This window comes from Flavobacterium xanthum (assembly GCF_900142695.1).
Taxonomy (GTDB): domain Bacteria; phylum Bacteroidota; class Bacteroidia; order Flavobacteriales; family Flavobacteriaceae; genus Flavobacterium; species Flavobacterium xanthum.
Genome location: NZ_FRBU01000015.1, coordinates 20,735 through 34,938, shown reverse-complemented (window position 1 = coordinate 34,938; position 14,204 = coordinate 20,735). Strand labels below are relative to the sequence as shown.

The following is a 14,204-nucleotide window of genomic DNA, read 5'->3' as shown; positions in this document are numbered from 1 at the left end:
GGTCGTTTATTCTAAAAATTTGGCTTGCAACTCCTTGGTGGGAATCATGCAGTGGTCCTTTTTACCATACCATTTGTAACGGTTTTTTGCAATATAATCATAAATATAGTTGTTAAATGATACCGGTAATATAGAAAAGAGATTGGCAAAATAAAATATTCCACCTAAATTTTTAGCAATTTCCAGTGCAGCTTCCGACTTATAATAATAGGCAAAACCAGGCTGATACAAAATAATACTGTCTGTTTTATGAGTGTCAATTCCTAAATGTTTAGTAATTTCTTGTCCTAAATCAGATTGCAAGGATACAAATCTAAAAATATCTTTTTGGTCATGCTTAATTATAAATTGCACCGCTGTATCACACAAATTGCACAGGCCATCAAACAGGATTATTTTTTTATGTTTAGGTAATTTATCCATATATTTTAAGTTGAAGTATACAAGAAATTGGATTTCTATTCTAATTACTCCTATCATAACTCTTGTTAGTGCGATTGATTCGTTCCTAGGGTGCCTTATTTACTTTTACCAGCCTCAACAAACTCCAGCGCTTCAAGACTTACTTTTGAAGTGAATACGCCATAGTTTACCGTTGCTTTATTTTTCTCTATCGCATCAAGGGTTCCTACTGCTTTTCCATCAAACATGCGCACGCGATCACCTACTTTTAGAATGTGTTTAGGTTTTTCAACCACTACTTTTAGTTTCTTTTCCTTCTTCTCTTTTCTAATTTCTTCAACTTGAATAGTCACTTCTTGAATGACTTCTTTCTTCTTTTCTATTAATGCTTTGCTCTCTTTAGTTGAAGCTTTTTTGCGTTTTGAATTTTCTATTTCAATTATTTTTAAAAATTCGCCAAGTAATTCCTTCTTGTTCTTATTGTTGAAATATTTCTCTGCAATATCCTCTATTTTAGTACCTATATAAATCGTTTTCTGATTACTATCATACAATTCCTGATAGCTTTCGAGTTTTTGTTTAATTTTTACATTTATGGTTTCCATTTTCTTGCCTTCTTCGCGCGCTTTAGTTTCTTCCTCTTTTAGCGTTTGAGAAGTTTTCTCCATTTTTGAACGTTCTTTTTGTAGCGTGGCAATTGTTTTATCGAAACGTACTTTTCCAACTTCAATCTTCTTTTTGGCTCGATTTATCAATCCGAATGGAATTCCATTTTTTAAGGCTACTTCAAATGTAAATGAACTTCCCGCTTGTCCCAAAGCTAATTTGTACATAGGTTCTAATGACTTTTCATCAAAGAGCATGTTGGCGTTGGTAGCAAAAGGCAGTTCATTAGCTAATATTTTTAAATTTGAATAATGCGTTGTAATAATCCCGAAAGCTTCCCGATGGTAGAATTCTTCCAAGAAAATTTCGGCCAATGCACCACCCAATTCAGGATCAGAACCGGTACCAAACTCATCAATTAGGAACATGGTTTTTTTGTTACACTTCTTTAAAAAGTAGTTCATATTCTTTAATCGGTAACTGTATGTACTTAGATGATTTTCAATAGATTGATTGTCTCCAATATCTGTAAGTATTCGATCGAATAAGAATGTTTCACTGCGTTCATGAACTGGAATTAACATACCAGATTGTAACATCAATTGTAATAATCCCACGGTTTTTAACGATATGGTTTTTCCACCAGCATTAGGACCAGAAATTACAATGATTCTGTTTTCCTGGCTCAATTCAATCGTTTGTGGATGTGTGATTTCATTTTTTAGCTTGTTGTTCAAAAGTAAAATAGGGTGGAACGCCTCTCTAAAATACAACCTTCTGTTCTCTGTAATTGCAGGTAAAATTCCATTGATTCGATTTGCATATTTAGCTTTGGCAGCAATTACATCAACATCACTCAAGAAGTCTTGGTATTTGATTAGCAACGGTAAATAGGGGCGTATATAATTTGATAATTGTTTTAAAATTCTTGTAATTTCCTCTTTTTCTTCATATTCTAAATTGCTAAGTTCTCTGGAATAATTCAGTGTGGCTTCAGGTTCGATATAAGCAATACTTCCTGTTTTAGAGCTGCCTAAAATCGATCCTTTTACTTTGCGTCGATACATTGCTAATACCGCCAATACTCTGCGGTTTTGAACAAAACTCTCTTTGATATCATCTAGATATCCTAAGGCATTGTATTGCGCTAAGGCGGTTCCAAAACTCTGATTGACTTTTCCTCGCACCGCATTCATACTGCGACGAATGTTCAACAAATCTGGAGAGGCATTGTCTTTTATTTCGCCATATTTATCAACAATTTCATCTACCATGACAATTATGTCTTTGGTAAATTCAACCTGTAAAGCTCTAGCATTTAAATTTGGATAATAATCTTCAAATTTTTTGAAATAGGTCAATAGGAAATTGACCGTCGAGGACAAAGTAGCTATTTTTCTAAAGCTTCCCACTTCAAGGAAACTATCCTCAATGGCGAGAAATCTAATTTCGTGCGTAATAGCATCGAAACCATGATTGGGGATTGCATTGTTGTTTTGAAAAGAGGAAACATATTCTGATGTTTGCATTAAGGCTTGCATCAAGGTTTCTTTATCTTTAAAGGGTGTTATTTCAAGCGCTTTCTGTTTGCCAATATCGGTATTACAAATTGCCGAAATCGTTTCTAGAACAGTTGGGAATTGTAAATCTTGTAATGTTTTTTCGGTGATGGATATCATTTATCTGTAAATTCTTTTTTAGACAAAAATAGTTAATAGTTAAGACTATTTAACAGTCATTCACAAAGAATTAATGAATGTTTAGGATCGTTTTTTAGGAATTAAAAAATGTAATTACCACGCATCTCTTTTATTACTCTGTGTATCTTTGTAAAATAATAATTATTTATGCAAATCAATCTTAATCCCGAATGGCAAAATATTTTGTCAGATGAAATCCAGCAGCCTTATTTTTATGATTTAATGGAATCTGTGGGTGAAGAATATAAAAATTATACCTGTTATCCTCCTCAAGACTTGATTTTTTCCGCTTTTAATTATTGTAATTTTAATGATTTAAAAGTGGTCATCATTGGTCAGGATCCTTATCATGGAAAAGGCGAAGCCAATGGTTTGTGCTTTTCGGTAAATAATGATGTCCGAATTCCACCTTCTTTACGTAATATTTTTAGAGAATTAAGCGATGATTATGGAACAATTTTCCTGCCCAGTTCTGGAAATTTGGAATCTTGGGCAAAACAAGGAGTTTTATTGTTGAATGCTTCGCTAACAGTTAGGGAAGACACAGCAAACAGTCATAAACATTTAAAATGGAATCTTTTTACTGACGCTGTTATCCAGAAAATTTCTGAGGAAACCGAACAAGTTGTTTTCTTGTTATGGGGGAATTTTGCCCATAAAAAAGGACTTAGAATAGACCGAAATAAACATTTAGTTTTGGAGTCCGGACATCCATCGCCATTGAGTGCGAATCAAGGAAAATGGTTTGGTAATAAGCATTTTAGTAAAACAAATGCTTATTTAAAACAGCATAATAAAGCATTAATTGATTGGATTTCAGTAGAATAATTTTCAGTAGTCACCACAAGAGCCTAAAACTTTGTGCTTTTAGTTCCTGTTGCTTTATCGACTAAAAAAGATATTTTGCTGAAAATTGCATTAATTTTCAAGACCTATTTAGAGGTACGGATTTAATGTTACAGATTTTAATTTGAAAACTAAATCAGAAAAATGCTTAGCCTCTATGTTTAGTTTAAAAATTACGTCTCCTTGTGTATTGTTCTGCGTGAGTGATGGCAGTGGAGCTCTTTTTTGAGAGGCTTTTTTGCCTCGAAAAAAAAGCGGGAGCGGACAGCAGGACCCGAAGTTTTTACGCAGGGGCACGCCCAAATTCTCAGGGGGAGTACTAGAAAAATCAGCTTATAATTAGGACTGATTTCTGGATTTACTTTTTGATGATTTCTTCTAAAATGGCTTTGTCAGCATAATTAATTACTTTTAAAGTCACCTCTTGATTCTTAATTGTTTTACCTTCAATGACGTACAGTTTTCCTTTTTTTAGGACAACGTTACTTTTATCAAAATCGATATCTCCAAATTGTAATGTATTCTTTATATCGGCAGTGTCAATCCATTTTTCAGCTAAAATCAAAGAAGCTTGATCGGAATAGTAAAAGGGTTTATTCCTCAAATCATTTAGTACTCTAGCGTTTGGAAAATAATTACAACGGGTATCTTTGCCACTAAAAACCAAAGCAACAAAGAAAAGTCCTATTACTAAACCTACCAAATAATAGGCAAAACGGTGTATAAACTTCATGAATTATATTTTTAGCAAAGGTAACTGAAAGTTTTCTTAAAAAACAATTAAATTGATATCGTTATACGGTAAATCGAACCAATCACCGATGGCACTATTTGTCAAGATTCCGTGGTACATATAGACCCCATTTTTTAATCCTTTATCACAACGGATGGCACTTTCTATACCGCCATCCTCTGCAATTTTCATTAAGTAAGGGGAAATAATATTGCTTATGGACAACGAAGCAGTTTTAGAATATCGGGAAGGAATATTGGGCACGCAGTAATGCAACACATTGTTTTTGATGAAGGTTGGTTTTTCATGCGAAGTCACTTCTGAAGTTTCAAAACAACCGCCGGTATCAATACTCACATCTACAATTACGGCTCCGTTTTTCATGTGCTCGACCATCGTTTCTGTTACTATTACAGGACAACGATCCTTGCCACGCATGGCACCTATAGCGACGTCACACCTTCTGAGTGCTTTTAGTAATGCTTTTGGTTGAATGGTTGAAGTAAAAATTCTTTGGTTTAAATTGTTTTGTAGTCTTCGCAATTTAGTGATGGAATTGTCAAAAACTTTTACAGAAGCTCCTAATCCAATAGCCGTTTTGGCAGCAAATTCACCTACAGTTCCTGCTCCTAGAATTACCACATCTGTAGGAGGGACACCAGTAATATTACCAAATAATAACCCTTTTCCAAATTCATTGGTAATCATTAGCTCGGCTGCAATTAGTATGGAGGCAGTTCCAGCAATTTCGCTTAATGATTTAACAGCAGGATAGGTTCCGTCTTCATCCTTAATATATTCAAAAGCTAATGCAGTAATTTTCTTTTTGCTTAAAGCCTCAAAATAGGTTTTTTTTCGGGTTTTTAACTGAATGGCTGACAAAAGAATAGTCTGTGGATTCATCATGGCGATTTCTGCAAGAGTTGCAGGTTCTACTTTCAAAATCATTGGACAACCAAATACCTTTTTAGCGTCATTAGTCATTTCAGCACCCGCATCACTGTATTCCTTATCAGTATAACTAGAACTCAATCCCGCTCCTGCTTCTATCATCACCCGATGTCCATGATAAGTAAGCGAGTTTACCGCATCAGGAGTAAGGCAAATACGGCGTTCTTGGTGACTCGTTTCCTTTGGAATACCAATAAAGAGTTCGCTTTTTTGTCTTGCAATCTCCAATTTTTCCTCCTGCGGTAATAGTTGTTGTTTTGTGAATGGTGTTATAGTTATTGACATTGATGTTGTTAAATTAAGGGTACAATTTACGCAAAAAGTTTTATAAAAGGCACTTATCGCATTTTTGGTAAACGCATTAGTACCTGATAAAATTAGTGGTGGATGGTTCGTTCCATTTTTATGTCGGCTCTTTCATAAACACCACCTTCCAATGGCACTTCTAAAAAACCGTATTTCTCGTATAAATGAATGGCTGGTAGTAATTTCCTATTCGAATATAAAATTAGTTTCTCCATTCCTTTTTCTTTAGCAATAGCAAGGCAGTGAAGTATTAATTTTTTTCCGATGCCCAAACCTTGTACACCATCTTGAACCGCCATTTTGCTCAATTCAAAAGTCGTATTGTCAATTTTTATCAAAGAAACAGTGCCTACAATAATCTCATTATATTGGGCATAAAAAATCATTCCACCTTTGTCTATAATTTGGCCTTGAGGATCTGAAAGTACAATTTCATCTTTGGGTTCGACCCTAAAATATTTTTTCAGCCATTCCAGATTTAATGTTTTTATTGGCTCTTTTAAATCTACTGAAAATGGAATAATTACAACTTTGTTTTCTACATTCATGAGGCTCTTTTTAACTTAATTGTAAATAACGTTTTCCATCAGCAAGCGATGAAATGGTAAGTACTGAATGTGCCTCAGGAATCAAATTTGGAATCTTTTCTGCCCATTCAATAAAACACCAATTCCCGGAATACAAGTAATCATCAATCCCCATATCTAATGCTTCTACTTCATCATTCAGTCTATAAAAATCAAAATGATAAATGAGTTGATTTACATCCGTTTCGTATTCATTAACTAAAGAAAAGGTTGGACTGCTTGTTGCTCCGGTTACCCCAAGCGTTTTGCACAACTGCTTGATTAAAGTCGTTTTTCCAACGCCCATTTCTCCATGAAAAAGGATTACTTTTTTAGGATTACTGGCTATAATTTGCTGAGCAACTTCCTCGAGTTGGTCGATAGAAAAAATGATATTCATGCTTTTAAAATTATTTAGAGTTTAAAGTTCTGGGAGGCACCAAAAACTGAAAACGGATACGGACTGCTTTTTTCTATTTCGGGTTAAAAACTAAAAACGGGATAATCATTTCCTCTAATGAAATTCCCCCATGCTGATAGGTATTTTTATAATAACTCACGTAATGATTATAGTTGTTAACGTAGGCTAAAAACAAATCATTTTTTGCAAAAATATAAGAACTACTCATATTTATAGTAGGTAATCCAATATTTTTTGGTTCTTTAACCGCATACACATCTTTGTGTTCGTAGGTTAAACTGCGGCCTGTTTTATAACGTAAATTCAAGCTGGTGTTTTTATCACCCACGACTTTGGATGGGTTTTTAACATTGATAGTCCCATGATCGGTAGTCAAAATCAATTTGAATCCCATTTTTTGCGCTTGTTGGATAATTTCTAGCAAAGGGGAATTTTTAAACCAGCTCAGGGTAAGTGATCGATAGGCTTTATCGTCTGAGGCTAGTTCTTTTACGACATCCATCTCTGTTTTTGCATGGGAAAGCATATCTACAAAATTGTATACAACAGTCACTAAGTCATTATTTTTCAATGCTTTAAATCCTTCGACTAGCTTTTTACCACCGGCAAGATTTGTTATTTTAAAATAATCCTCTTTAATATTGAGGCCCAATCGTTTCAATTGAGCTGTTAAAAATTCTGCTTCAAAAAGATTCTTTCCGCCTTCTTCTGGATCATTTTTCCAATATTGCGGAAACTGTTTTTCCATTTCCAACGGGGTCAAACCAGAGAAAATAGCGTTTCTCGCATATTGTGTCGCCGTAGGAAGAATAGAGTAGTAAGGCACTTCTTTTTCCAGCTTGTAGTAATTGCCCACCACACTTTCAAAGGTCTTCCATTGGTCATAGCGCAAGTTATCAATTACTACAAATAAAATTGGTTTGTCTTTTTTCTTGAGTTCAGGAACGACTAATTCTTTGAATAAAGTATGCGATTGAATGGGCTTTTCTGCTTTTGGTGCAAACCAATCCTCGTAATTACGCTCAATGAATTTACCAAATTGGGAATTAGCTTCGGTTTTTTGAGATTCCAAAATGTGAACCATACTCTGATCATTGATATTCTCTAATTCCAGTTCCCAAAAAATTAATTTCTTATACAATTCGATCCAGTCTTCATACGAATTCACCATCGCCATTTCCATGGTGATTTTTCTAAATTCCTTTTGATAATCCAAAGTTGTTTTTTGCGAAATGAGTCGGGAATGATCCAGATTTTTCTTCAAACTCAACAAAATTTGGTTCGGGTTCACGGGTTTGATCAAATAATCAGCAATTTTAGAACCTATGGCTTCCTCCATAATATATTCTTCCTCACTTTTAGTGATCATTATCATAGGAACCGAAGATTTTTTCTCCTTCATCTCTGATAACGTTTCTAAACCGCTCATTCCAGGCATATTTTCGTCCAAGAACACAATATCAAAATTGTTTTCCTCAAAAATAGTAATGGCATCAAGTCCATTATTGCAAGTAGTTACCTCGTAATTTTTTTTCTCCAAAAATAATATATGTGGTTTCAAAAGGTCGATTTCGTCATCCACCCAAAGTATTTTTATTTTATCCATAAGTTCTATAAACAAGTGTTGTAAAGTAGTAATTCAAAGTGCCAAATTACATTTTTTTGCAACTCCTATCTACTAATATTATGATAATTTTTAAAGATTATACAATTTCAAAATATAAATTACAATGTAGTATTTGCTCACTTTGCGTTTACTTTTGGGCATGCCCCAGCCTCCGTAAACTTCGGCTGGGTCGTGCTGTACGCTGTATCTTTCCTTTTTTAAAGAAAAAAGGAAAGGATGCCGCTTCCATCACTCACGCAATCGCAAGCATACTTGGACTTTAGCAGTACAAAACAAAAATAAATATAGAAATTAGCTATGAGAAAATAGAAACAGTCCCTATTTGATACTCAAAAGAGCACTAAATAGTAGTTTAACCAGAAAAAAAGAGATAATTGATTGCTTAAGGTGCTTTTTAGCAATGGGTCATGTTGCAGAAGGAGATCGCAGGTAGTTGCAGTTGTGAAAAGAGGAAAAGCTGAATAGTTGTGTATATTTTAAAAATTTGCACTTAATTGTATGTTGGTATAAATCCAATTAAGTGCACTAATTTTATAAAAAGCTATTGTAACTCCTTTTTCAAAAACTGAGCGGTATAACTTTTTTTATTTTTTATTATTTCTTCGGGAGTTCCTTTGGCAACCAATTGGCCACCGCCTTTTCCTCCTTCAGGACCAATGTCAATAATATAATCCGCTAGTTTAATAACATCCATATTGTGTTCGATAATCAATATGGTATTTCCTTTATCTACCAGTTTATTAATCACTTCCATTAACACTCTGATATCTTCAAAATGCAAGCCAGTGGTGGGTTCGTCCAGAATATAAAAGGTATTTCCAGTATCTTTTTTAGACAACTCTCCCGCCAGTTTAATGCGTTGTGCTTCACCACCGGAAAGTGTCGTACTTTGTTGTCCAAGTGTAATATAACCTAAACCTACATCTTGGATGGTTTTTACTTTTCGGTAAATCTTTGGAATCATTTCAAAAAACGGAACTGCTTCGTCCACCGTCATATTTAGTACATCTGAAATGGATTTTCCTTTGTATCGAATTTCCAGTGTTTCTCTGTTAAAACGTTTTCCTTGACAGGTTTCACATTCTACATAAACGTCTGGCAGAAAGTTCATTTCAATAGTTCGCACACCAGAACCTTCGCAGGTTTCACAACGGCCGCCTTTTACATTAAAACTAAATCGACCCGCTTTATATCCCCGAATCATACTTTCGGAAGTCATCGTAAAGAGATTTCTTATTTCGGTAAAAACTTCGGTGTAGGTTGCTGGATTACTCCGTGGCGTTCTACCAATTGGGCTTTGGTCGATATCAATTACTTTATCGATATGTTCCAAGCCTTCTATTTTTTTATAGGGTTTTGGCTTTTTGACTCCATTAAAATAGAAAGCGTTTAATATCGGATATAGCGTTTCATTAATCAAAGTAGATTTTCCACTTCCAGAAACTCCCGTTACGCAAATCATTTTGCCCAACGGCAATTCTATTGAAACATTTTTTAAGTTGTTTCCTGTTGCTCCAGTCAGTTTTAGGAATTTTCCATTTCCTTCTCTACGTTTTTTTGGAACTTTAATTTTCATCTCGCCATTCATGTACATCGCTGTAATGGTATGGTGTTTCAAGATTTCAGCAGGCGTTCCTTTACTAATAATCTCGCCGCCATATTTTCCGGCTTTTGGACCAATATCAATCACATAATCGGCACGTTCAATCATGTCTTTATCGTGTTCTACCACAATTACAGAGTTTCCTATATCGCGCAATTGCTCCAGCGAATGAATCAGTTTTTCATTGTCTCTTTGGTGTAAACCAATGCTTGGTTCATCCAGAATATACAAAACTCCAACCAACTGTGAACCAATTTGAGTAGCCAAACGAATGCGTTGTGCTTCACCACCCGAAAGTGATTTGGAACTTCGGCTTAAAGCCAGATAATCTAAACCTACATTCATCAAAAAGTTCAATCTGTCCTTAATCTCTTTGATTACTTCAGTAGCGATACGCTTTTGTTTATCAGACAAATGACTATCTAAATCATTAAACCAAGCGGTCAAATCCGAAATGTCCATATCGCACAATTCGGTAATGTTTTTTTCATTGATTTTAAAGAACTGTGCTTCTTTTTTCAAACGGGAGCCTTCACAAACGGGACATTTTATTTCGTCCATAAATTCTTTTGCCCAACGTTTAATACTTGTCGAACCGCTTTCGTCATGTTGATTTTTGATGAAATGCGAAATACCTTCAAAATCAATTTTGTATTCTCGGGCAACGCCTAAATCTTTAGAGTTGATGGTGAATTTTTCTTTTCCGCCATTCAAAATCATTTCCATAGCTTCGTCCGGAATGGTGTTTACTGCATCCGTCAATTTAAAACCATATTTTTCGCCTATGATTTCCAATTGCTTAAAAATCCAGGAGGATTTATATTCGCCTAAAGGAGCAAAACCGCCCGCTTTTATGGATAATTTAGGGTTTGGAATAATCTTTTTTGGATTGATTTCGTTTACGGTTCCTAAACCGTTGCAATGATCACAAGCGCCTTTTGGAGAGTTAAAAGAAAATAAATTAGGTTCAGGATTTTGATACGAAATTCCAGTTGTAGGACACATTAAATTCCGACTAAAAAAGCGCACTTCATTTGAATCTTGATCTAAAACCATCAATACATTCTCCCCTTGATTCATAGCAGTATTGATGCTTTCTATTAATCGTTTTTCATTATCAGCAGTATCTTCAATCACCATTCTGTCCACAACGATTTCGATGTCATGAGTTTTATAACGGTCTAGTTTCATTCCCAAAGTAATATCCAGCACGTCGCCATTCACCCGAACTTTAAGAAAACCTTGCTTGGCAATTTGTTGAAAAAGTTCAGCATAATGTCCTTTTCGAGCGCGGATTACTGGTGCTAAAATATTGATTCTTTTACCTGTAAAATCTTGAATTATTAAATCTTTGATTTGCTCATCAGAATAAGAAACCATTTTCTCGCCTGTATTGTAACTGTACGCATCAGCGCCACGAGCGTACAACAAACGAAGGAAATCGTAAATTTCAGTAATGGTTCCCACGGTGGAACGTGGGCTCTTGCTAGTCGTTTTTTGTTCAATAGCAATTACAGGCGAAAGTCCATCAATTTTATCTACATCAGGACGTTCTAAACCACCCAAAAATTGACGCGCATAAGCAGAAAAGGTTTCTACATAACGGCGTTGCCCTTCGGCATATATTGTATCAAAAGCTAATGATGATTTTCCAGAACCAGAAAGCCCAGTAATCACAACCAGTTTTTCACGAGGAATCGAAATATCTATATTTTTTAAGTTGTGAACGCGAGCGCCTTGAACTTCAATGGTATTGTCTTTGTCTAACATAATTTTTTGCAAAACGCAAAGTTACCATTTTGATTTATTCTTTCGATACAACAGTTTAGAAGTTTATGTTAAAGATTTTGTACTTTTGATAAAATCTGAAACAGTAAAATAGGTATGCGAACAAGAATCGGAATTTTAGGTATGGGTGGAGTAGGAGGCTATTTTGGCGGGTTACTAGCAAAAGCTTATTTTGAATCAGATACGATCGAAATTGTATTTATTGCAAGGGGTGAAACTCAAAAAATAATTGCGAAGAACGGACTCAAAATTACTACTGAAGAAAAGGAGTCAATCGTTTTTCCAACTGTAGTTTCTAATGACCCAGTAATAATTGGAAAACTTGATTTTCTTATTTGCGCCACCAAAACCTATGATATTGAAGAGAGCCTTCTTGCTATCAAAAAATGTATTACTAAAAACACAGTAATTCTACCGCTGTATAATGGTGTTGATGCGCCAGAGCGCATTAGTGCTTTATTTCCTGAGAATGAAGTTTTACAAGGCTGCGTTTACATTGTATCGATGATTGTATCGCCTGGAGTGATCAGAAAAGTGGGGCCTTTTGAAAAACTATTTTTTGGATCAGCAACTGCTCCCCTTACTGTATTAAATAAATTACAATCTATTTTTGAAAATGCGAAAATGGAAAGTTATTTGGTGGAAAACATCGAAGAAACCGTTTGGGAGAAATTCATTTTTATCTCGGCATTGGCTTCAGCTACTTCGTATTTGAATCAAAATATTGGCGAAATTTTAGAAAGTCAATCGAGTCGGTCTGTGTATGTTTCCTTATTAAACGAAATTACGATGATTGCTGCCGTAAAAGGGTTGAGTTTACCAGCTGACATTGTTATGCAAACCATTCTAAAATTAGAAAAAACACCTCATGATGCTACTTCCTCCATGCATCGGGATTTGATGAAAGGACGAGAAATTGAATTAGCTTCTTTGACTAAATTTGTGGCGAATGAAGGCGCTAAGTATGAAATTGAAACACCAACATATCAAATGGTTTTGGATAAATTGTCAAGTGTTTCAACTTCCTAATTAGATAAAATGGGATTATTCCTCTTCGCTGTCGTTTTCAAGTGATTCCTCAGCTTCTTCCTCCTCGTTATTCCCTAATTCGAAGAAACTAAAAATAGAACCTCCATAACTTTTCTGGAACGAAAAGTGAATCATGTAATCTAGCTTGGTATATTTAGAATGCTCGATTACCATCATTCCTTCTTCATTAAGCAATTCTTTTTCGAAAACTAAAAGAATGATTTTTTCGAAAGTTTTTTGGTCCAAAGCATAAGGTGGATCTGCAAAAATAATATCGTAGGATGTTTTGCATCTTTCTAAATACGTAAAAACATCACTTTTTGTGGCAGCAATATTAAAATCATATTCGGCTGCGACTTGCTTGATAAATTTTACACAACCAAAATCACCATCAACTGAAGTAATTGGCGTACTTCCGCGGGAAGCAAACTCGTAACTGATATTTCCGGTTCCTGCGAATAAATCTAATATTTTTAGGCCTTCAAAACTGAAATGGTTGTTCAAAACATTGAATAATGCTTCTTTAGACATGTCGGTTGTGGGACGAACGGGTAATCCTTTTGGTGGAAAAATGCGTCTTCCTTTGTATTTTCCTGAAATGATTCTCATGAGTTGAAAAGTATAAAATGATTTCTGTTTTCGGCCTCAGAAAAATAATTGTTCCATCGCAAATCTTCCACATCGATAAGGGAAACGTTGCGAATGTATTTGTAAGCAATTTTGAAATAATCGCTTTCGGGGGTTATATTCCCAATAAGTTCTAGTAGAAAATTTTCGGGATTTAAGTTTAATTGTTCAGCAGTAAATAAAATGTAATATATAAAATCTTCTGGCGTAGTGTAATCGAAAGAATTGAAAAGTAAAAATTTTTGGTTCTGAACCACAATGATTTCAAAATGACCTTTATTAATATGTACGAACATTTTTTTGTCCTCCTTGTTTTTGGAGGATAATAAAAGCTTAGAAACTAAAATACTATTGGCGTGTTTGTAGTCGAAAGCACCAAATTGGTCAATAAAAAAATTGTTGATATTTACGTAGGGAATGTACACCGCATTCATCTGATAATTTGGAATTTCATCAAAAGCAAAAAAATCAGTTTCAAAAACTTTAGTATTGTATTGCAAATAACTGCCTAGAAAGTTGTCGTCAAAAAGTGCTTCAGGCACAAACGTAGAAAGCTTGTTGCTGTGAATTACCAAAATTTCATCATACGACTCTTTTAATTCTGGATAGTCCCGAAAAGCAGTAGCAAACAAATCTTCTATTTTTATTCCTTTTTGAAAAGGATCAAAATGTACATCGTTAAACGAAATGACCGTATTATTTAACGTATCGAAACAACAAAAAGAAAGACCAGTCAAGGAAACTTGAATGGAAAGTTTTTTGTAGACTTTTTCAGTTATATTTGGATTTGGTGTTAACATAATATGATTTAAAATTCAGCTCTGATTCAGAAATTAGAAAGAATTAAATGAGTTGACAAACTTACAAATTTAAAAAACAATATCAATTGCAAAAAGCAATTGCAAATATTAATTTCGCTTTTAAAATAAAAAAAGTAGGATCAATTAATAGATACATGTAAATTACTATTTCAAATCAAAATTGATTTTTGATTTTGAA

12 protein-coding genes are annotated in these 14,204 nt (G+C 34.5%); 2 read left to right on the top strand and 10 right to left on the bottom strand.

Annotated elements, in window-relative coordinates; all coding sequences use genetic code 11:
- Nucleotides 1-6 precede the first annotated feature (6 nt).
- Together BUC11_RS08105 and BUC11_RS08100 are read right to left on the bottom strand one after the other, a co-directional pair.
- Nucleotides 7-423, bottom strand: a complete 417-nt coding sequence (locus BUC11_RS08105; protein ID WP_073353163.1) for a thiol-disulfide oxidoreductase DCC family protein — start codon at nucleotides 421-423, stop codon at nucleotides 7-9.
- A 95-nt stretch (nucleotides 424-518) separates the two neighbouring features.
- A complete protein-coding gene (locus BUC11_RS08100; protein ID WP_073353161.1) occupies nucleotides 519-2,687 on the bottom strand; it encodes an endonuclease MutS2 in 2,169 nt (722 codons plus the stop codon).
- Between the two features lie 168 nt (nucleotides 2,688-2,855).
- Here BUC11_RS08100 and ung point away from each other — a divergent pair, with 168 nt between their 5' ends.
- Nucleotides 2,856-3,536 carry a uracil-DNA glycosylase gene (ung, locus tag BUC11_RS08095; protein WP_073353159.1) on the top strand — a complete coding sequence of 227 codons (681 nt, stop codon included), beginning with the start codon at nucleotides 2,856-2,858 and terminating at the stop codon, nucleotides 3,534-3,536.
- Between the two features lie 376 nt (nucleotides 3,537-3,912).
- Here ung and BUC11_RS08090 read toward each other — a convergent pair whose 3' ends face one another.
- From BUC11_RS08090 to uvrA, 6 genes are all read right to left on the bottom strand, one after another.
- Nucleotides 3,913-4,287, bottom strand: a complete 375-nt coding sequence (locus BUC11_RS08090) for a DUF4258 domain-containing protein (RefSeq protein WP_073353158.1) — start codon at nucleotides 4,285-4,287, stop codon at nucleotides 3,913-3,915.
- A 36-nt stretch (nucleotides 4,288-4,323) separates the two neighbouring features.
- A complete protein-coding gene (locus BUC11_RS08085) occupies nucleotides 4,324-5,523 on the bottom strand; it encodes an alanine dehydrogenase (protein WP_066081973.1) in 1,200 nt (399 codons plus the stop codon).
- Nucleotides 5,524-5,615: 92 nt separating this feature from the next.
- Complete coding sequence (locus BUC11_RS08080; RefSeq protein WP_073353156.1) at nucleotides 5,616-6,092, bottom strand: GNAT family N-acetyltransferase; 477 nt, start codon at nucleotides 6,090-6,092, stop codon at nucleotides 5,616-5,618.
- A 10-nt stretch (nucleotides 6,093-6,102) separates the two neighbouring features.
- Nucleotides 6,103-6,510 carry a tRNA (adenosine(37)-N6)-threonylcarbamoyltransferase complex ATPase subunit type 1 TsaE gene (tsaE, locus tag BUC11_RS08075; RefSeq protein ID WP_073353155.1) on the bottom strand — a complete coding sequence of 136 codons (408 nt, stop codon included), beginning with the start codon at nucleotides 6,508-6,510 and terminating at the stop codon, nucleotides 6,103-6,105.
- Nucleotides 6,511-6,583: 73 nt separating this feature from the next.
- On the bottom strand, nucleotides 6,584-8,137 hold the full coding sequence (gene porX, locus BUC11_RS08070) for a T9SS response regulator signal transducer PorX (protein WP_073353153.1): 1,554 nt from the start codon (nucleotides 8,135-8,137) through the stop codon (nucleotides 6,584-6,586).
- A 562-nt stretch (nucleotides 8,138-8,699) separates the two neighbouring features.
- The gene (uvrA, locus tag BUC11_RS08065) at nucleotides 8,700-11,531 is read right to left on the bottom strand and encodes an excinuclease ABC subunit UvrA (RefSeq protein WP_073353152.1); all 2,832 of its coding nucleotides are present in this window, start codon (nucleotides 11,529-11,531) and stop codon (nucleotides 8,700-8,702) included.
- 114 nt (nucleotides 11,532-11,645) lie between these two features.
- Here uvrA and BUC11_RS08060 point away from each other — a divergent pair, with 114 nt between their 5' ends.
- The gene (locus BUC11_RS08060; protein ID WP_073353149.1) at nucleotides 11,646-12,578 is read left to right on the top strand and encodes a ketopantoate reductase family protein; all 933 of its coding nucleotides are present in this window, start codon (nucleotides 11,646-11,648) and stop codon (nucleotides 12,576-12,578) included.
- Between the two features lie 15 nt (nucleotides 12,579-12,593).
- Here the strand turns inward: BUC11_RS08060 and BUC11_RS08055 are convergent, their stop codons facing one another.
- Together BUC11_RS08055 and BUC11_RS08050 are read right to left on the bottom strand one after the other, a co-directional pair.
- Nucleotides 12,594-13,187 (bottom strand): RsmD family RNA methyltransferase, encoded by a 594-nt coding sequence (locus BUC11_RS08055; protein WP_073353148.1) that lies wholly within the window; start codon nucleotides 13,185-13,187, stop codon nucleotides 12,594-12,596.
- Nucleotides 13,184-14,005 carry a DUF3822 family protein gene (locus BUC11_RS08050; RefSeq protein ID WP_073353146.1) on the bottom strand — a complete coding sequence of 274 codons (822 nt, stop codon included), beginning with the start codon at nucleotides 14,003-14,005 and terminating at the stop codon, nucleotides 13,184-13,186. The genes BUC11_RS08055 and BUC11_RS08050 overlap by 4 nt, the downstream gene beginning before the upstream one ends.
- Nucleotides 14,006-14,204 lie beyond the last annotated feature (199 nt).